Below are 18846 nucleotides of genomic sequence, written 5' to 3'. Positions count from 1 at the left end.
GGTATCCCTTGTAAATCTGACTTATTTTCAAATATCTTCTAGTAATTGTTTTATCAATTTATCGGCAATTTTATGCGTATCAATAGCCAATGTACCGTTAGTAATTGCCTGTTTTATTCTTTCGATTTTTTCTTCATCAACGTCTTTGTCAGTTGCGTGTAAAAGGTGCATTGCGTCTTGAGTTATACTCACGGTGGTACTTGCATTAGCACTCATTTTTGATGGTACAGATGCAGTATGATTTTTCTGTTGCTCATTAACTATATCACGGCTAACTATGCCTGATATGGTTGTGATGGATTTTGTTACATCTATACTCATAAAATACCTTTAATCAAATTTACGATTTAAGTGACTGGTTTAATGTTATTATCGGCAATAATAAAAAAATCATTAATATTATTTATTGAAAATGATTACTCCTTGATAAGTTAACGTGCCTTCAACAATATTGTCAGAATTAACTTTAACTTTAACTTTATCATTTAATACTGCATTGCTTAGCGCTTTCCCCTTAGTGGCTATTTCATACCCATCGCCATTTATTATCACTTTAACTTGTTGCCCAGCTTTTACGAGCCAATTTTTTTGAAGCATGGTTGTTTTTATTGGTTCATTGTGATCAATATTTCTTAATGCAATATGATTAAGAATATCGGCTTTATTTAAAATGATTGTAGCAGGTAGTTTATCTAGCCTGCCTGATTGTATATGTATATGATCTTCGTTAATTACAGTTCCTGCACTTATTGCTTGCTTAGCCACAACATAATTACTTATGACAGCCACATTAATCCGCATAAATTTTTTCTTATTATCACATTGAGCATAAATGGTCATGTTTCCCCATGGCTTTTTTTTATTCAATAATGAAAGTATTGGGGTATCGCAACTCAATTGCGGTTTAGGGGTAAGGTAAGTAATTAAAATATCCTCTACTTTATGGTTAAACTGCTGAGATATTAAATTGTTAATTTGTTTATCAAGACAACTAGCTAAAACACTATTCCAGTTACATAGCATAACAACAGTTAGTATTAGTTTTGCAATCTTAATCATATTGATCGGCATTCAATTAGTGATAAGTTGATTGTACTTTATGATTGCGTGAAGTGAATCTTGAAATAAGGGCAATTTTTACCGTTATTTGCGCGATGACTTTTTTTTTATTCGCTTAAAATCCTCATTATCAAAAAAAGTGAGATGATTTTATGTTTGATAAATTGGATAACTGGGTTAATTTTCACCAACAAGCATTGAATATACGCGAAATGCGACAAAATATTTTAGCGGCAAATATTGCTAATAGCGATACACCTAACTATCAGGCTCAAGATATTGATTTTAATGCTGAGTTAAGCAAAGCGATTAATAATCAGAGTAATATTAATCCCGTTGGGCTCAATATTACCTCAAATCACCATATTCAGGTAAAAGCACCAATCACACTTAATCAAAATGTACTTTATCGTATTCCTTATCAAGCATCGGCTGATGGTAATACGGTCGAAATGGATCAAGAGCGTACCGCGTTTATTGACAATAGTATTCACTATCAGAGTAATTTAACGTTTTTAGGTGAACAATTTAAAAATGTGATGTCGGTATTACAACAAGGATAAGTGTAATGAGTTTTTCTATTTTTGCTATTTCAGGGTCGGCATTAATGGCGCAAACCCAACGAATGAATGTCAGTGCCAGTAATTTAGCCAATGCTGACAGTATTACAAGCACGTCTGGTGAAGCTTATCGAGCTAAACAAGTGATTTTTCAAGTGGATGATAAAGGTCAGACCAACCCAATTGCAGGTGTGAAAGTGTCGCAAGTCATTGAAGATCCCTCACCGATGAATCTAGTGTATGAACCACATCACCCCTTGGCCGATGCAAAAGGTTATATTCAAAAACCGAATGTTGATGTTGTTGCCGAAATGGTTAATACCATTTCGGCTTCACGTAGTTATCAGGCCAATATAGAAGTGATTAATACGGCAAAAAGTTTAATGCTAAAAACCCTTACATTAGGGCAATAATAAGGAGTAACCGATGGGCGTATCTAATGTACTCGTTTCACAGTCACCAGGGGTAAAAAGCCCACAAACGACGCAAAAAAGTACATCTGATGGTAATTCAAGTAAAGAATTGCAAGATAATTTTTTAACGTTATTAATTGCACAAATGAAAAACCAAGATCCGACCAATCCAATGGATAATAGCCAGTTAACATCACAACTTGCTCAGATTAATACTTTAGCCGGTATAGAACGGCTTAACACAACATTAGGGATGGTTTCAGGTCAGATCGATGATAGCTTATCGGTTAACGCTAGCAACATGATTGGTAAAGGTGTAATGGTGCCTGGCAATAAAATTTTAGTTGCAACGTCTGAGCAAGAAGCTTCAGAGGCAGGAAAAGAAACCATTACAACACCTTTTGGTTTTGAGTTAGTTCGTGATGCAGACTCAGTTGTTATTACGATTCAAGATGACAAGGGTAATGTGGTGCGAGAAGTTGATTTAGGCGCAATTCCCGCAGGTGTAAGTTCTTTTACTTGGGATGGTATGCTTTCAGATGGAACGGTAGCGCCAGATGGTAGTTATACTTTTTCAGTTAACGCAAGTTGTGACGGGCAAAAAGTGTCATCTACTTCATTATCCTATTCAGTGGTATACGGTGTTATTAATAGCAAAGTTAATAATAAAGTATTACTTGATTTAGGAATACTTGGTTCAATTAGTATTGACGAAGTACGTCAAATTCTTTAAAGGAGATAAACTTCAAATGGGATTTTCTCAAGCGGTAAGTGGCATGAATGCCGCATCAAAACAATTAGATGTCATTGGTAATAATATCGCTAACTCTGCAACGGTAGGCTTTAAAAGTGCCAGTATTTCCTTTGCTGATATCTATGCTGGCTCAAAAGTTGGTATGGGGGTAAAAGTGGCTGCGGTTATGCAAAATTTTAATGATGGAGCAACAACAACAACCAACAACAGTTTAGATGTTGCTATCTCGGGTAATGGTTTTTTTCGTTTAGTGGATAGTAGTGGTCAAGTTTTCTATACCCGTAATGGGCAATTTCAGTTAGATGCTGAGCGAAATATTGTTTCTGCTGATGGTCTTCAGTTAACGGGATATCTTGCAACAGGAACACCGCCCAAAGTGCAACAAGGTGCAGCGCCTGGTCCATTAAAAATTTCACAAGAAATGTTAAATGCTACAGCGACAACAAAAGCTACTTTACAAACCAACTTAAACTCTAATAGTAAAGTTCCAGCCAAACAACCAATCAATGCACTTGATGCTGATACTTTCAATTATTCTACAACCATTACGACTTATGATTCGCTTGGTAATCAACGTAATGTTCAGCTCTTTTATGTTAAAACTGCGGATAACCAATGGGATGTTCACTGTCTTGATAGTAGTGATCCTAAAGCCACTTTACAAAAAGTAGGTAAAATGGAGTTTGATTCTTCAGGCAAATTAATTAGCGATCCTGAAATGACCATTAATATTAATGGATTAAACGGCTCGGCTGACAACACCTTTACTTTATCATTAGCGAATAGCTCTCAGCAAAATATGGGTAAAGAACTCGGTAGTATTAAAACGCCTGTGGTTGATGGTTATGCGCCGGGTGATTTAGTCGGTTATAGCATTAATGATGATGGCTCTATTTATGGTGTGTATTCTAACCAGCAGACAATGTTATTAGGTCAAATTGCGATGGCTGATTTTGCCAATGTTAACGGGCTTGAATCAGCAGGAAACAATAATTGGCGATCAACCATTAATTCTGGCGGCGAAGTATTAGGCGTGGCAAATTCAGGCACTTTTGGATCATTAGCCAGTGGCGCACTTGAATCGTCAAATGTTGATATGAGTCAGGAATTAGTGAATATGATTGTAGCTCAGCGAAATTACCAATCTAATTCGCAAACAATTAAAACGCAAGATCAAATTCTCAATACGCTAGTTAATTTGCGTTAGTATAAAGGCTATTTATGGATCGTGTTATTTATACAGCCATGTCGGCAGCAAGCCAGACATTAAATCGGCAGTCAATTACTACCAATAATCTAGCTAATGTTTCTACGACAGGGTTTCGTGCACAATTGACGACGATGAAAGCTGTTCCTATTGTCGGCAATGATACGCCCACCCGAACCATGGTGGTTGCAACAACCCCAACGTTTGACTCGACAATGGGGGCATTTAACTATACAGGTAGAAATCTCGATGTTGCTTTGGCAGAAGATAACTGGTTGGCAGTGCAATTAGCCGATGGTAGCGAAGCGTACACCCGCAATGGTGCCATTGAAATTGACGAAAATGGCACCCTTAACATACAAGGCTATCCATTACTTGGTGATAGTGGTGTATTGACTGTGCCACAAAAATCGCAAGTGAGTATTAGCAGTGATGGTACACTTTCAGCATTAGGGGCAGGGGATAAACCAACGACCATAGCTCAAGTCGGTAAAATAAAAAAAGTCCATATTGAACCTCATCAAATAGTACGTGGTGATAATGGCTTTTTTCAATTAACCGAACAGGCGCGTAATGAAAACGGTATGTTGATGCCAGATAACCCACAAGCTAAGCTGATGTCTGGTGTATTAGAAGGAAGTAATGTTAATCCTGTTACTGCTATGGTTGATTTAATTAGCCACGCTCGCCAATTTGAAATGCAGATGAAAGAAATCACTACTGCGGATGAAAATGCACAAAAAGCGAACCAAATTTTATCGCTAACTTAACTTTATCAATAATTTAAGTAGGAAAAACTATGATTAAATCATTGTGGATTGCCAAAACAGGCTTAACCGCACAACAAATGAATATGGATATTATTTCCAATAATCTTGCCAATGTGAGTACCAGTGGTTTTAAACGGCAACGTGCTGTATTTGAAGATTTATTATACCAAACTGTTCGTCAACCCGGTGCGCAGTCTTCAGAACAAACAACACTACCATCAGGTTTGCAAATAGGTACAGGTGTTCGTCCTGTTGCAACAGAGCGGGTTCATAGCCAAGGTAATTTAGAAGCAACGGATAACAGCAGTGATATTGCAATTAACGGACAAGGTTTTTTTCAGGTGCTATTACCTGATGGAACGCAGGCTTATACACGCAACGGCGCTTTTCAAGTCAACCAAAATGGTCAATTGGTAACCGCTGCGGGATATGAAATTCAGCCAACTATTAGTATTCCATCCAATGCAATCAAAATGACGGTTGCACGTGATGGTGTGGTTAATGTGACGTTAGCTAATCAGTCAACACAAGTGCAAGTTGGTCAATTAACATTACATACGTTTATTAATGATGCTGGGCTTGAAAGCATGGGCGAAAACCTTTATTTAGAAACGGAAAGTTCAGGTGCTCCCACTGAAAATACGCCAGGATTAAACGGTGCAGGGTTGCTATATCAAGGTTATATCGAAACATCTAATGTCAATGTTGCTGAAGAATTGGTGAATATGATCCAAGTTCAACGCGCTTACGAAATTAACAGTAAAGCGATTTCAACATCAGACCAAATGTTGCAACGTTTAAATCAGTTATAAATTTAACAATATAATAAGCGTAATGAGATATTTTTATATTTTAATTGCATTTTTTTTGTTTAGCTGTGCTCAATTACCTAAACAAGCCTTAGTTGAGGGTAAAACGAGCATTGTTCCACAAATGCCAGAAACTGTGAACAATAATGGTTCAATTTATCAAGCTAGCCAGCCCAGTAGCTTTGGTTATCAGCCGATATTTGAAGATCGTCGCCCGCGCAATATTGGCGATGTGTTAACTATTGTTTTACAAGAAAACGTGAGCGCTAGCAAAAGCTCATCTGTTAATGCTGGACGAAATGGCTCGGTGAATTTAGGGGTAAAAACCATACCGACATTTCTTGATGGGCTAGTGGGTCGTGGTAAAGCCAATACCGAAATGTCTGGTGACAATGACTTTAAGGGATCTGGTGGCGCTAATGCTAAAAATACCTTTAGTGGCACAATCACGGTCACCGTTCAAGATGTCATGATCAATGGTAACTTGAAAGTGATTGGTGAAAAACAGATTGCAATTAATCAAGGCACTGAATTCATACGCTTTTCTGGTGTTGTTAATCCAAGAACCATCAGCGGCAATAATACGGTAATTTCAACGCAAGTTGCTGATGCACGCATTGAATATGTGGGTAATGGTTACATTGATGAAGCGCAAACAATGGGCTGGTTACAGCGATTATTCTTAAATCTTTCACCATTTTAATGAGTCTCATTATGATAAAAAAATTGCGTCCTTTTTTCTGCTTTACCTTGATGATGATATTGGTTATACCGAATGGTCATGCTGAGCGTATACGTGATTTGGTCACCATTGAAGGGGTAAGAGAAAACGCCTTAGTTGGTTATGGGATTGTTGTCGGGCTTGATGGCACAGGCGATCAAACATCACAAACACCTTTTACTATCCAAAGTATCACTAATATGCTATCCCAATTAGGGATTACTGTGCCAACAGGCAGCAATATGCAATTAAAAAATGTTGCTGCAGTTATGGTTACTGCAAAATTGCCTTCTTATTCACGCGTTGGGCAACAAATCGATGTGGTGGTATCTTCGCTTGGTAATGCAAAAAGCTTACGTGGTGGCACATTGATCATGACGCCATTAAAGGGGGCTGATAATCAAGTCTATGCTATTGCACAAGGCAATCTTTTTGTGGGAGGAATGGGCGCAAGTAGTAAAGGAAGTAGTGTCAGTGTTAATCAAACGGCCGGTGCAACTATACCTAATGGGGCAACCATTGAACGAGAACTAGCAACCCGTTTAGATGAACGAAATGTTATCCACTTACATCTTAATCAATTTGATTTTACACGTGCCTTAAAAATTGCTGATGTCATTAACAAGTTACAAAAAAACACTGCGGTTGCACTAGATGGTACAACAATAGCACTACAGATGCCAAAAGAAAATACAACTCGAGTGCAGTTACTTTCTCGAATACAAGATCTTGAAATTGGCACAACCCCTATTTCAGCAAAAGTGGTCATCAACACAAGAACAGGTGTTGTGGTCATGAATCAAAAGGTTAAATTGGATAATTGCGCCGTAGCACATGGCAATTTATCTGTTGTTGTAAATAGTAAATTAAAAGTCAGCCAACCCAATACGCCATTAGCGGGTGGTGCAACAGTGGTTACGCCTGATAATCAAGTCAGTGTTGAGCAAGAAGGTGGCGCATTACATAACATCGCATCGGGCACTGATTTAAACCGAGTGATTAATTCGCTAAATTTATTAGGCGCTAATCCTACTGAGTTAATGTCGATACTTGAAGCCTTAAAGACAGCGGGCTGTTTGCATGCTTCATTGGAAACTATCTAAAAAACGATTTATAAAAGAAATGACATTATGAATAATAAAATTGGACAACCTTTTAATCGCTTTGCTTATGACTTTTCAGGGCTAAACCAGCTAAAGCGCAATGTTGCTAATGGTTCTGCTCAAGGTATTAAGCAAGTTGCTGAGCAATTTGAGTCCTTATTTATTAATATGATGATGCAAAGTATGCGCAAAGCGGTGCCTGAAAGCGGTTTATTTAGTCAATCTGCTTCACAACTATTTACTGCAATGTTTGATCAGCAAATTGCGCAACAAGCTGCTGGTAAAGGGTTGGGTTTAGCTGATATGCTTACTAAGCAGTTAACTAATAGATCATCAATTAATGCTAATTTGCACTCTAATACTAACTTACAATCTAATAATCACTTACAATCTAATACAAACAATACTGCGCAAAATCTTCAATTAGCCCAATCTTTATTTAGTCAGGATCCATCTAACATATCACCTCAAGCATTAGGGCAAATGCTATATCGTAGTGCTAACAACATGCTTGAAAGTCAGCATAACGAAAAAGTATCAAAAACAACGCGTGATAATACAAATGAAAATCATGTTACCCAATTTGTGAAAGAATGGCTTGAGCCAGCCAAGCAGGCTGCTAAACAGTCGGGAATTCCTTATGAAATCATTATTGCACAAGCTGCATTAGAAACAGGCTGGGGGCAAAAACAAATCAAGACAGAACATAATCAATCAAGCTATAATTATTTTGGTATAAAGGCAACTCCATCATGGCAAGGGCGTTCAACGCGTTTAACAACGCAAGAATTCATTGATAACCATATGATAAAAATTCAAGATGAATTTAGAGTCTATAATAGCAAACAACATGCAATCACCGATTACCTTAATTTATTAACCAAAAATCCTCGCTACCGCGCAGTAGTTAAAGCTCCTGATGCCAGAACAGCAGCTAAAGAGTTGCAAGCAGCACATTATGCAACCGATCCTAACTATAGCGACAAACTTATCCAAATCATTAGTCGTATTGAAAAAATTGCAAAAAATAGCCAGCCAACGGCCATATCAGGCTTTAAGCAAGTTGCATTTAATTGATAATAGGATTAAGCGCCCAATACTGGGAACCGCAGTTTTTTGCCACGTTACCCATTAATTCAAGTTGAAATTCAAGCTGTTGATAGCTAGGTAGATATAGTTAAATAGGGGTTTGATATGAGATGCCGTTTAGGGTGTGATATTGCGACAGAAAGGATTGCCGTAATAATATCTTCCCCCTTTTTGATGCGTTAAAGTACCAGTAAACATTGAAGGGGAAACGTTGTTGCTAAATTAGATAACAAGTGGGTGCTAAGGTCATTTTGAATGATAAGGGTTTGGTTATAGATCTGTCTGATGTTATCAAAAATTATAAAATGATTTTCAATAGTGCTACCTCTAAAGTAAATAATGTTGTTCATGATAATATTGAAGTTGTTATGTTAGATTTCTTTTCCACTGAATTTAAGCCTGATAAATTGCTATATTTTGATTTTATTAGTAAAAATAGCATAAGCATTGATTTTAAACACAAGCAATTGTTGATTAAGTCTAAAGTAAAACAATAAAAATGGTTCAGAAAACATATTGATTTTATTGAATTTTTTAAGGTGGATTTTTAAATCTCTTCCTTCTGGTAAATTAAGAGCAATGCCAATACCAATGTTTAACATCTCACGATGAAGTCATCGATGATATTGAACGTTAGGCAGCACAGCCAAAATGATAATATTCACAAGAGATGCTAAAATTAGTAGGATAAATGGCTTTATGTTCTAGTCTCATTGGTAAACGTAGTTATCTTAGTTCGTGTATAACAATTAGGAGAGGAATAATGAAATATTATGCAAAGTTAATTGCCTTTGATCCCTATATTGAGGAGCAGGCTACTTTCGCTTTTGGACAGTATCAACTCTGTTGTTTTATTAACTCTTCTCCTTGGGCGCTTAACACGGGTAATATTTACTTATTAGAGCTTGGCTTGTGTTTTATTAATAAAATAAAACCTGAATTATCTAAAGATAAATGCTTTATCATTAAACAACAACAAGACACGTTTACCCATCATATCAACGGATACTTATTTGAAAATAAATTAATATTATCAAATTTAGTTTTTCAAGATGATCTATTTTATGATTTTTCTTATCTAAGTGGCGACTTTATTAAGTGCAATATTGATAGATTTTCTGTTGATATTTTAGATAAACAGTAGTCTGTTTATTATAAATCACCACGGTAGAATTAATATACAAGCTACCATTTTGTATCATTTCTTAATCTGGCGAAAATTTGGTTATTAATTTTGTTCTCTTTTCTTGATTAACAAATGTGTAATAAGTCTCTCCACCATCAAAATATTGTATAATCTCTAGCTTATTTTTCCCTTTCCATTTATATTCAACTAAAACACTTAGGAAAACCCCAGCGTAAATGCTGGTCTGTGATAGCATTCAACACCGAAATAATTACGGAGTCATCCTGCAACTTAGGTTGGTAATAGTAAGCACAACGGCTTAAACCAACAATGGCACAACTCATAACAATAGTAACCGAATGATTTTGTTGTAGTTGCTGTGCCCACGTTTTACGTGCCTTGGTGGGCACTAAAGCTTTTTTATGATTTCTTCCTGAAGCTGGGATTTTAAGCTCAGTTCGGCAAACATCTGTTTAAGCTTACTGTTTTCCGCCTTGAGTTCTTTTAGACGTTTGATGTCTGAAGTTTCCATACCGCCCTATTTTTCCCGTCATTTATAGAAAGTTGAATTACCCATGCCATATTTACGGCACAGTTCTTTAACGGGAATACCCGCTTCAGCTTCTTTTAAAATAGCTACGATTTGATGTTCAGTCATTTTTTTCATAATTGAATCCTCTTTTACTTTTATCATAGAGAATTTTCTACTTTTTTGCTGTACTATTTTAGGGGATAGTTATGCTGTTCATATAACAAGTTTATTTGTTTATCCCGATTATAAGTTAAAAATAAAATTTGTGTTTGGCAAGGAAGTCAGCACAGCTAAGGTTGAAGATAGAAAACGGCGTTATGAATATACAACCGAAGAAGCGGATGAATTACGCAAACAGACAGGAAAAAATTGGAGCCAGATCGGTAAACAATTAGTTCCTGAGGAGTCCTCAAATGAATTAAGTGTAGAGGCTGAAATCGGTGAGTTTAAGGAAAGCCTGACGTTTAAATTAAACGAAAGTGAACGCACTTCTGATGATAATCCAATTTTCAAACAATATATATTGTTTGAAACATAATAAGATTTGAATAACAGTCCATATTTGTTACGATATGATGCACATGGTTTCTAGTTGTTTATCCTAATTCATATATATATTGTTATAAATCAATTAAAAAAAGAGATATTCGTACTAATTTGTACTGAAAATACTAATAATCATCATGACTATTGTTTGAGTACAAATTTAGAGCAGGGAAAAATGCAATTTTTGAAGTTGATTTAGTCTAAACGAATAATGAAAAATACATTATAGAATTATAGATAACATGGTTCGAACAGTACCATAAAATGCATTTTTACGTATCCTTACATTTCAATGACAAGACCAACAAAGTAGTCATTAACTAATCGTATTAACAGCTACCTTGTTATTAAAATGGATAATTTTGAACTAAATGGTTTGCTTTTAACCCTTCGAAGAATTTAAGCATTTTCAATATCAATTTTATCTATAATATCATATATATACATTTTTTCATTCGTAAAATCTCTTCCTTCAACTCCAAAAATTGTAGTGCATGTAATCATACCCTCCAATATCAACATAATTAAACAAGCCGCCGCTTCACATGATTGAGTCCCACCCAAACACTGATGAATCGAATTCTGAATCCACTGTTTGTGCATTCTTACGATAGCGCAAATTTCCTCACTTTTATTACCATATTCAACCTGAGCACGAACAAACATGCAACCCCGATAATTATCATCGTGAAACCAGCGAATATGCCATGAAATAATGGCATTTATTTTATCTTTTTTCTCAGTGAATACAGCAATCACATCTGTGAGCGATTCTTGAAAAAAAGTATCTCTTCTTAGTAATACTTTACTGACTAGCCCATTTTTATCGCCGAAGTATTTATACAACGTTCTTTTCGAAACACCTGCTTTTTCAGCAACTAACTCCAAACTAACTGGGCAGTACCCTTGCTCATTGAATAATAATTCTGCAGAATCCAGTATGATGTCTATAATTTCAGGCTTTAGTTTCATATATTCATTCTCATTGCTCTTATTCTTTTTAATCATTTCCACTTAGGTCTCTTATTCTATCATAACAACCCAATAATGGATAATTATAAATATAATTTGACCGACATTGTTTTTTAATGTAATTTATATAAACGATATCGTTTACTTAAATAGTTAATGTAAACTATTTCGTGCAAATCTTCATTAAATAAGGAGCGAAAATGTTAAAAAAGATGAAAGGTGGAGACGTAATACAACCTAGGCCTGGTGTTATCGCGGTGCTGCGTGGTTTTATTGGTGGCACTTTGGGTATTTTAATGTTGTTTATGGTGACCTATTGGGGGGGGACGCTATCAATTATGGCTCCATTTGGTGCAACATGTGTTTTATTGTTTGCCCTCCCCAAAGCTCCTCTAGCACAACCGAGAAGTGTTATTGGTGGACATTTTATCTCAGCTCTAGTGGGACTTTTGGTCGTCAATTTATTCGGTGATGGGATGATATTCATCGCATTGGCTGTCGGAATATCTATTGCATTGATGCAAATACTTCGAGTTGTTCATGCGCCGGCCGGGGCAAATCCGATCTTGATAATCATGTCTGGAACCCATGATTATACATTTCTATTCACACCAGTACTCAGTGGCGCTACGGTTTTAGTGCTCGTTGCATTAGTTGTCAATAATATCGGTAGTGGAGCGAGTTGGCCTTGCTATTGGTTTGGATATCCTCTATTTAAAAACAAAACCATAAACACAAAGGAAATGTAAAGATGCCTATCTTATCCCTAACAACATCTGTTGATGTTGAACAATCAAAGCTAAAACAAATTGCAAAGAATTTGACTGAATTGACTTCACAGTTCTTACGTAAAAATAAAGATGTGACGGTGGTTAATATTCTTCCTCATCATGGCTCATGGTTTGGTGTGAATGGTTTGGTAGATGGAGCTGTCTATCAGCTAACCATATTCATTACAGCGGGAACCAACACTGAAAATGAGGTCTCTTCATGGCTCAGTGGGACATGGGAATACCTTAAAACAGAATTTTCAATTCCAGATAATGCCATTTGTTATACATCTGTGGTCAATAATGATGGCATCAATTGGGGGTTCAATGGTATTAGTCAATCAACAAGAAGCAAACTTTAACAATATTAGGAGTCTATATATGGAATTTAAAACACCCCCAGAAAAAAGAGATTTTGTGATTAATTTTGGTTTTCCACAGGATATCAAGTTACCTGATGACGTCCAATTTGTTCCCTATCAGAAAGGATTAAGAGAAGGAGTAGATATTGCTGTTATTTTCGATGAAACGATTGCCAATCCTAATGGTCCCGATTTAGCATTTTTAAGATATGAACCAGGAGCTTATGTACCTGGCCATGTTCATATGGGATTTGAAACCGTTCTAGTTCTGAATGGGGATTACATCGAAAACGGACAAGTATTTACTGCCGGAAACTTTATCGTTCGGGCACCAGGCACCTGCCACAGCATGGCATCAAAGGGGGGATGCACAATTCTTGCATCTAGATATATCCCAGTGAAACAGTTAACTGAGGGGTGGGTTGACGAGGGGAAAAACATAAATTCAGATTATGAGGCTCATGCATGAAACTTATAACAGCGGATGAGGCTGCCCAACTGCTTTCGGATCGGGCAACGATCATTCCTGGCGGATTTGGTAGCTGTGGGCACCCTGATGCACTAACCGAAGCGATAGAAAGGCGTTATTTGAATACTGGGTCACCAAAAAATATTAGCCTACTGTTTGCTTCAGGGGCTGGGGATAGATCTGATGCAGGACTTAATAAATGGGCGCATAAAGGATTGGTCGTTTCCGCCATTGGAGGCTATTGGGGCTTGTGTCCGAAGCTTGTCAATATGGCGAAAAAAGGATTACTTGAGGGACATAATTGGCCTCAAGGTATCATAAGTAACCTCTATAAGGAAGTTGCATCTGGTTCACCAGGAATTTTATCCAAAGTAGGCATGAATACTTTTGTTGATCCGAGATATGAAGGCGGACTTATTTCGCCATCAGGTAAATCTATGGTCAAAATTAAACATTTTGAGGGTGAAGATTACTTGTTTTATCCAGCGATTAGCGTTGATTATGCTTTGCTTAGGGGGACCGAATGTGACCAAAACGGAAATATAACCATGATAGATGAGGCAGCTTATCATGATGCCTTAGCACAAGCACAAGCAGTCAAAAAATGTGGCGGAACAGTAATTGTTCAAGTAAAAATAATTGTCGATAAAGTCGATGCTCAGTCAGTCAAAATACCAGGGTTTTTAGTCGATTATGTTGTTGTCAGTGATTCCGATGAAATCCATCCACAGACATATGGTCATGCACTATTACAGGATGATAATACTGAAAAGGCACTCTACAAATCAATTATTGCAAGAAGAGCTCTGCGTGAAATTCCCTCGGAGAAAGCTGTTATCAATTTAGGGATCGGAATACCTGCGCTCATAGGAGCGATGTTGGAACAACGAAAAAGCAATGCAACGCTGACTATTGAATCGGGTGTAATTGGGGGGAATCCCCTCTATAACTTATCATTTGGAGCATCATGCAACCCACAAGCCGTAATAGAACAATCCTCTTTATTCAATTTTTATGACGGAGGAGGAATTGATGTGGCATTTCTAGGTTTTGCTGAAATAGATGGCAGTGGCGCAGTGAACGCCAGTAAATTCGGTGAAACACTGATGGGGGCTGGAGGATTTATTAATATTGCTCAGTCAGCAAAAAAACTTGTTTTGTGCGGGGCGTTAACAACCAAAGGTTTGGAAGTAGAGATTATAGATGATGTTGGACTAAATATTGTTAGTGAAGGCGGCCTCAGAAAATTTGTTCAGTCTGTGCAACAAATTACAGTTCATTGTAGCTCTACCTGTAAGGATATCATCATAATTACTGAACGAGCAGTGTTTCGTTTAGATGATAGTGGGCTGACTTTATTTGAAATTGCACCCAACATTTCTCCTGATTCTGTACAGCAATTAATTGCGTTTCCAATACGGATTTCAGAAAACATCACAACTATGAATTTATAAAAGAATTTATAAAATTTTTTAATAAGGAAAATTATTAATGGATACTGCTATAGGCGTTATAGGCGGCGGAGCCGCTGCGATTGCATTGCTTCATAATTTATCGAAAATGACATTGAACAACAAAATCACAATCTATTTATTTGAAAAAAACATGTCATTTGGCCCAGGCAACGCTTATTCTACGTTAGACCTAGATTCAAATCTACTCAATACTAAGGCTGGGTATATTACGGTTTTCAGAGATAAGCCTGGTGATTTTTTCCGTTGGTATTTAGAAAATTATTCTCGTTTCGAACATCAATTTCCAAAAAAATATACTGAGAATGATTATGTTCCTCGTTCTTTATTTGGCTTATACCTAAAATCATCCATGTGGTCGAGTATAAAGCAGGCTTCGCAAAATGGAATAAAAGTTATACCAATAAATGCTCATGTTATTGACATTAACGAGCAAGTGGAGGGTCAAGCGTATATATTGGAAACAGAAAGTGGTGAACAATTTGCAGTTCAGCACGTCGTGTTGGCCTGCGGTACAATGAAAAGAAAAGTTTCTAATAATGAAAAACTTGGGACTAATCTATTTCCTGATCCTTACCCAATTAGTAATTTAGTGACTAAAGTTTGTAAAACAGACAGTGTTGCTATCATTGGTTCGAGATTAAGTGCAATTGATTCAGTAATTGGTCTCATAGAAAATGGACACTGTGGAAAAATAACTATCTATTCCCGTAGTGGTTTCTTTCCTTGCGTTAGGGGCACGCAAGGGCGCTATGAGTGTAAATTTTTGAATAGATCAACTTTGAAGGAATTGATTAGTCTAAAAGGAAAAATAACATTATTAGATTTGCTGGATTTGTTTAAAAAAGAGCTAACTGCATATAAAGAAGAAAATGATGATCAGGATGAACAAATTGTCTTTCCACCAACTCCCATCGATGACCTAGGTGATTTCCTGTCAAGGGAGATTTCCCTAGCCGAGGGACCTCGTGGTTGGCAGGCTATTCTCTATAACACTAACCACTTATTAGGATTGATTTGGGATGCTATACAGGATGAGGAACGAAATATTTTCTTCTCAAGCCTCCTTGCCGCAGCAATCTCAATGAGGGTGTCTATTCCCAAAGAAAATGCACAAAAGTTGCTTCATTATTTTAATGAAGGAAAAATTGACTTTGTAACGGGTAATGCTCATGTTACTGAGAATATTGATGGTGGATTTAATATAACCTCACCCAACCAGATCCAACAAGCGGATACTATTATTTATGCAACAGGCAGTCCTAGGAATATAGCAGAAGCTGATGCGCCTCTTCTAACTAAATTGATAAAAAAAGGCATTGCTGCGGAACATCAATTTGGGGGGATTAATGTAGACAAAAATCACTTTGTGCTTAACCAAGAGAATGAAGCTAATAAGAAATTCTTTGCTATTGGCGAAATTGTGAGTGGGAAGTTTTTGTTTACTAGCGCTCTGGATATCATTATTTCTCAGAGTGAAAAGTGTGCTCATTCGATTAAAATAGCGAATGCAGAAAGATATAATGCTTATGGTGAGGGAGGTAGTTTATGAATATCAAATTGATAGGTAATAAAACTAGTCCTTTTGTTCGAAAAGTTGAAATAGTTTTACAGGAACAGGAGTTACTATATGATTTTCAATTAGACTCTCCATGGGAATCAGCTAGTAAGGTAGTCGGTATCAATCCAATCGGAAAGATCCCTGTTCTTATTATTGGTGGAGAAACCACCTTATTTGATTCATCACTTATAGTTGAGTTTTTATTAAAAATGGTGCCGAATACTGAACTATCGAGCAAATCTGAAACACTTAATGACAAGTTATTAATGACGGTCGCAAATGCTGCACTCGATACTGCTGTATTGTGCTCATGGGAGCTGAAACGACCTAACGATAAAGTCGATTCAAATGTTATGAACAAATATAAAAGAAGAATAGAGTCTTGCTTGCGGTATATGAATGGGGTTTACAGCGTGGAAAAAGATACGTTTTCTATGTCAGATGTATCAGCATTATGCTGCATTGATTATTTACTATTGCGCAATTTCGTACCTCTCATCGAGGAGGACTATCGTAATTTGTTTAACCGACGAAAGCAGTTATACACTCGTCAAAGTGTAAAAACAACATCTCCACTCCCTAACTCAGCCGTTCAGTGTGGAGGACACGAAAATGCATAAAATAATAATTTTAGATGGAATCACAGTACCCGGGCTGTTTTTAACATTAGATTTTCCAAATGAAGTCATCTATCAAGAGTTGTGTGCAGATCGTGACGTAAGCGAGGCCATAGCTGGGAGTGATATTGTTATTACTAATAAAGTAAAAGTTACACGGGAGCATATGCAAAGTAATCCTCAATTGAAGATGATCGCAGTTGCAGCAACAGGTTTTAATCATATTGATATTGATGCAGCAAAAGAACTTGGTATTACGGTCACTAACGTCAGAGCTTACAGTACTCAGTCCGTTGCCGAACATACAGTAATGATGATGTTGACTCTATCACACCAATTAATCGCATACCATCAAAGTGTTGATGTAGGCAAATGGCAGCAGTCTCCTTTTTATTCACTCCCTGGGCCAGCCTATAACGAACTTTTAGGTAAAACACTCGTTATTATTGGCAAAGGAGATACAGGGCAAGCTGTTGCAAAACTAGCTTGTGCATTTGGTATGAATGTATTGTTTAGCGAGCGCAAAGATGCAACTAATTGTCGTCCTGGTTATACCAAATTTGAAGATGCTCTATGTCAAGCTGACATATTAACTTTGCATTGCCCATTAAATGATTCGACTTTAAATCTAATTGATCATGATGAGTTAATACAGATGAAGAAAACAGCATTTTTGATTAATATAGGTCGAGGTGGATTAGTGAATGAACAAAGTTTGGCTGATTCTCTACGGCGTGGGGACATAGCAGGTGCAGGATTCGACGTACTAACAATAGAACCACCTATAAATGGAAACCCTCTGTTACAAAAAGAACTTGGTAATTTTATTTTAACGCCACATCTGGCTTGTAGGAGTTCAGAAGCCTTTCAGAGGCTAACTGAAGGGCTAAATAACAATTTAAATGCTTTTATTGCAGGTAATCCCATCAATGTCGTCTAGATAAATAACAAGATAGTTAAACGGGAAGTGAGTGAGAAACTGATCAGTTTAAGGCTTTTCCCGTTATTTTTAATTAGTCATAATGTAACTATCCCCTAAAATAGTACAGCAAAAAAGTAGAAAATTCTCTATGATAAAAGTAAAAGAGGATTCAATGATGAAAAAAATGACTGAACATCAAATCGTAGCTATTTTAAAAGAAGCTGAAGCGGGTGTGCCGTAAATATGGCATGGGTAATTCAACTTTCTATAAATGGCGAGAAAAATACAGCGGAATGGAAACGTCGGATATCAAACGCTTAAAGGAGCTGGAGGCTGAAAACCGCAAGCTTAAACAGATGTTTGCCGAACTGAGCTTAAGATCCCAGCTTCAGGAAGAAATCATAAAAAAGCTTTAGTGCCCACCAAGGTACGTAAAACGTGGGCGCAGCAACTACAAAAAAATCATTCAGTTACTATTGCTATGAGTTGTGCCATTGTTGGTTTAAGCCGTTGTGCTTACTATTACCAACCTAAGTTTCAGGATGACTCGGTGATTGTTTCGGTGTTGAATACTGTCACAGACCGGCATTTACGCTGGGGTTTTCCTAAATGTTTTAATCGTATCAGAAAGCTCGGCTATCAATGGAATCATAAACGGGTATATCGGGTGTATTGTGAATTAAAGCTTAATCTCAGGGTAAAGCGTAAAAAACGCATTCCTCCACGATGCTCAGAAAGATTATTAGTCCCCAATAAACAAAGTGACTGTTGGTCAATGGATTTTATGAGTGGCAGTAGCCGTAATCAACGTCGCTTTAGAACATTCAATGTCATCGATGACTTTAATCGTGAGGCGTTAGGTATTGATATTGCAGTAAGCTTACCAGCAGGAAGGATTACCCGTTACTTAGATAAACTGGCCGAATATCATGGGTATCCATTAAAAATACGGGTCGATAATGGGCCAGAATTTACAGGAAAAACCTTTACCAACTGGGCTAAATTACATGGT

General features: G+C 37.0%; 27 protein-coding genes. 21 read left to right on the top strand and 6 right to left on the bottom strand.

Features of this window, described 5'->3' with window-relative positions; translation table 11 throughout:
* Window positions 1-27: 27 nt before the first annotated feature.
* Window positions 28-321 carry a flagellar biosynthesis anti-sigma factor FlgM gene (gene flgM / locus A9G41_RS01795; RefSeq protein WP_065581499.1) on the bottom strand — a complete coding sequence of 98 codons (294 nt, stop codon included), beginning with the start codon at window positions 319-321 and terminating at the stop codon, window positions 28-30.
* A 78-nt stretch (window positions 322-399) separates the two neighbouring features.
* A complete protein-coding gene (flgA, locus tag A9G41_RS01790; RefSeq protein WP_065581498.1) occupies window positions 400-1059 on the bottom strand; it encodes a flagellar basal body P-ring formation chaperone FlgA in 660 nt (219 codons plus the stop codon).
* Window positions 1060-1211: 152 nt separating this feature from the next.
* Here flgA and flgB point away from each other — a divergent pair, with 152 nt between their 5' ends.
* From flgB to A9G41_RS01735, 11 genes are all read left to right on the top strand, one after another.
* The gene (gene flgB, locus A9G41_RS01785) at window positions 1212-1622 is read left to right on the top strand and encodes a flagellar basal body rod protein FlgB (protein WP_065581497.1); all 411 of its coding nucleotides are present in this window, start codon (window positions 1212-1214) and stop codon (window positions 1620-1622) included.
* Window positions 1623-1627: 5 nt separating this feature from the next.
* Window positions 1628-2032: a flagellar basal body rod protein FlgC gene (flgC, locus tag A9G41_RS01780; protein WP_065579858.1), complete on the top strand. Its 405-nt coding sequence runs from the start codon at window positions 1628-1630 to the stop codon at window positions 2030-2032.
* Between the two features lie 13 nt (window positions 2033-2045).
* The gene (locus tag A9G41_RS01775; RefSeq protein ID WP_065579859.1) at window positions 2046-2765 is read left to right on the top strand and encodes a flagellar hook assembly protein FlgD; all 720 of its coding nucleotides are present in this window, start codon (window positions 2046-2048) and stop codon (window positions 2763-2765) included.
* A gap of 16 nt (window positions 2766-2781) precedes the next feature.
* Window positions 2782-3993 (top strand): flagellar hook protein FlgE, encoded by a 1212-nt coding sequence (flgE, locus tag A9G41_RS01770; RefSeq protein WP_065588037.1) that lies wholly within the window; start codon window positions 2782-2784, stop codon window positions 3991-3993.
* 14 nt (window positions 3994-4007) lie between these two features.
* Window positions 4008-4763 carry a flagellar basal body rod protein FlgF gene (locus tag A9G41_RS01765; RefSeq protein WP_075539240.1) on the top strand — a complete coding sequence of 252 codons (756 nt, stop codon included), beginning with the start codon at window positions 4008-4010 and terminating at the stop codon, window positions 4761-4763.
* A 29-nt stretch (window positions 4764-4792) separates the two neighbouring features.
* On the top strand, window positions 4793-5575 hold the full coding sequence (flgG, locus tag A9G41_RS01760; RefSeq protein WP_065581494.1) for a flagellar basal-body rod protein FlgG: 783 nt from the start codon (window positions 4793-4795) through the stop codon (window positions 5573-5575).
* Window positions 5576-5597: 22 nt separating this feature from the next.
* Window positions 5598-6275: a flagellar basal body L-ring protein FlgH gene (locus tag A9G41_RS01755; RefSeq protein ID WP_065568283.1), complete on the top strand. Its 678-nt coding sequence runs from the start codon at window positions 5598-5600 to the stop codon at window positions 6273-6275.
* A gap of 11 nt (window positions 6276-6286) precedes the next feature.
* Complete coding sequence (locus A9G41_RS01750; RefSeq protein WP_065568284.1) at window positions 6287-7396, top strand: flagellar basal body P-ring protein FlgI; 1110 nt, start codon at window positions 6287-6289, stop codon at window positions 7394-7396.
* 27 nt (window positions 7397-7423) lie between these two features.
* Window positions 7424-8473: a flagellar assembly peptidoglycan hydrolase FlgJ gene (flgJ, locus tag A9G41_RS01745; protein WP_075539239.1), complete on the top strand. Its 1050-nt coding sequence runs from the start codon at window positions 7424-7426 to the stop codon at window positions 8471-8473.
* 245 nt (window positions 8474-8718) lie between these two features.
* The gene (locus A9G41_RS14160; RefSeq protein ID WP_075539238.1) at window positions 8719-8982 is read left to right on the top strand and encodes a hypothetical protein; all 264 of its coding nucleotides are present in this window, start codon (window positions 8719-8721) and stop codon (window positions 8980-8982) included.
* A gap of 266 nt (window positions 8983-9248) precedes the next feature.
* Window positions 9249-9629: a hypothetical protein gene (locus A9G41_RS01735; protein ID WP_075539237.1), complete on the top strand. Its 381-nt coding sequence runs from the start codon at window positions 9249-9251 to the stop codon at window positions 9627-9629.
* 185 nt (window positions 9630-9814) lie between these two features.
* Here the strand turns inward: A9G41_RS01735 and A9G41_RS01730 are convergent, their stop codons facing one another.
* Genes A9G41_RS01730 through A9G41_RS14895 form a run of 3 tightly spaced genes read right to left on the bottom strand, consistent with a single transcriptional unit; the run spans window position 9815 to window position 10278 of the window.
* Window positions 9815-10021: a hypothetical protein gene (locus tag A9G41_RS01730; protein WP_065581490.1), complete on the bottom strand. Its 207-nt coding sequence runs from the start codon at window positions 10019-10021 to the stop codon at window positions 9815-9817.
* Entirely contained in the window at window positions 10021-10143 is a 123-nt protein-coding gene (locus tag A9G41_RS14900) for a hypothetical protein (RefSeq protein WP_442902695.1), read from the bottom strand. Before A9G41_RS14900 ends, A9G41_RS01730 begins: the two co-directional genes overlap by 1 nt.
* A gap of 18 nt (window positions 10144-10161) precedes the next feature.
* Window positions 10162-10278 carry a transposase gene (locus A9G41_RS14895; protein WP_141675080.1) on the bottom strand — a complete coding sequence of 39 codons (117 nt, stop codon included), beginning with the start codon at window positions 10276-10278 and terminating at the stop codon, window positions 10162-10164.
* A 130-nt stretch (window positions 10279-10408) separates the two neighbouring features.
* Between A9G41_RS14895 and A9G41_RS01720 the strand changes: the two genes are divergently transcribed.
* Window positions 10409-10681 (top strand): hypothetical protein, encoded by a 273-nt coding sequence (locus A9G41_RS01720; RefSeq protein ID WP_065581489.1) that lies wholly within the window; start codon window positions 10409-10411, stop codon window positions 10679-10681.
* Window positions 10682-11088: 407 nt separating this feature from the next.
* Here A9G41_RS01720 and A9G41_RS01715 read toward each other — a convergent pair whose 3' ends face one another.
* On the bottom strand, window positions 11089-11697 hold the full coding sequence (locus tag A9G41_RS01715) for a TetR/AcrR family transcriptional regulator (protein ID WP_257005083.1): 609 nt from the start codon (window positions 11695-11697) through the stop codon (window positions 11089-11091).
* A gap of 164 nt (window positions 11698-11861) precedes the next feature.
* Here A9G41_RS01715 and A9G41_RS01710 point away from each other — a divergent pair, with 164 nt between their 5' ends.
* From A9G41_RS01710 to A9G41_RS01670, 9 genes are all read left to right on the top strand, one after another.
* Window positions 11862-12410 (top strand): HPP family protein, encoded by a 549-nt coding sequence (locus A9G41_RS01710; protein WP_065581487.1) that lies wholly within the window; start codon window positions 11862-11864, stop codon window positions 12408-12410.
* A gap of 2 nt (window positions 12411-12412) precedes the next feature.
* The gene (locus tag A9G41_RS14155) at window positions 12413-12793 is read left to right on the top strand and encodes a hypothetical protein (RefSeq protein ID WP_065581486.1); all 381 of its coding nucleotides are present in this window, start codon (window positions 12413-12415) and stop codon (window positions 12791-12793) included.
* A 19-nt stretch (window positions 12794-12812) separates the two neighbouring features.
* Complete coding sequence (locus tag A9G41_RS01700; RefSeq protein WP_176700412.1) at window positions 12813-13262, top strand: cupin domain-containing protein; 450 nt, start codon at window positions 12813-12815, stop codon at window positions 13260-13262.
* Window positions 13259-14716, top strand: coding sequence for a CoA-transferase (locus tag A9G41_RS01695; protein WP_065581485.1), 1458 nt, complete (start codon window positions 13259-13261; stop codon window positions 14714-14716). Before A9G41_RS01700 ends, A9G41_RS01695 begins: the two co-directional genes overlap by 4 nt.
* 37 nt (window positions 14717-14753) lie before the next feature.
* On the top strand, window positions 14754-16286 hold the full coding sequence (locus tag A9G41_RS01690; RefSeq protein ID WP_065581484.1) for an FAD/NAD(P)-binding protein: 1533 nt from the start codon (window positions 14754-14756) through the stop codon (window positions 16284-16286).
* The gene (locus A9G41_RS01685; protein WP_065581483.1) at window positions 16283-16915 is read left to right on the top strand and encodes a glutathione S-transferase N-terminal domain-containing protein; all 633 of its coding nucleotides are present in this window, start codon (window positions 16283-16285) and stop codon (window positions 16913-16915) included. The genes A9G41_RS01690 and A9G41_RS01685 overlap by 4 nt, the downstream gene beginning before the upstream one ends.
* Entirely contained in the window at window positions 16908-17852 is a 945-nt protein-coding gene (locus tag A9G41_RS01680; RefSeq protein ID WP_065581482.1) for a D-2-hydroxyacid dehydrogenase, read from the top strand. Before A9G41_RS01685 ends, A9G41_RS01680 begins: the two co-directional genes overlap by 8 nt.
* Before the next feature lie 212 nt (window positions 17853-18064).
* Window positions 18065-18250, top strand: coding sequence for a transposase (locus A9G41_RS01675; protein ID WP_179854669.1), 186 nt, complete (start codon window positions 18065-18067; stop codon window positions 18248-18250).
* Window positions 18250-18846: DDE-type integrase/transposase/recombinase (locus A9G41_RS01670; RefSeq protein ID WP_075539235.1), on the top strand; the 597-nt coding region annotated here is incomplete at its 3' end. The genes A9G41_RS01675 and A9G41_RS01670, both read left to right, overlap by 1 nt.

It is taken from the genome of Gilliamella sp. Nev5-1, from assembly GCF_001690895.1.
GTDB classification, from domain to species: Bacteria; Pseudomonadota; Gammaproteobacteria; order Enterobacterales; family Orbaceae; genus Gilliamella; species Gilliamella apicola_C.
This window is presented reverse-complemented; position numbering and strand designations above follow the sequence as displayed.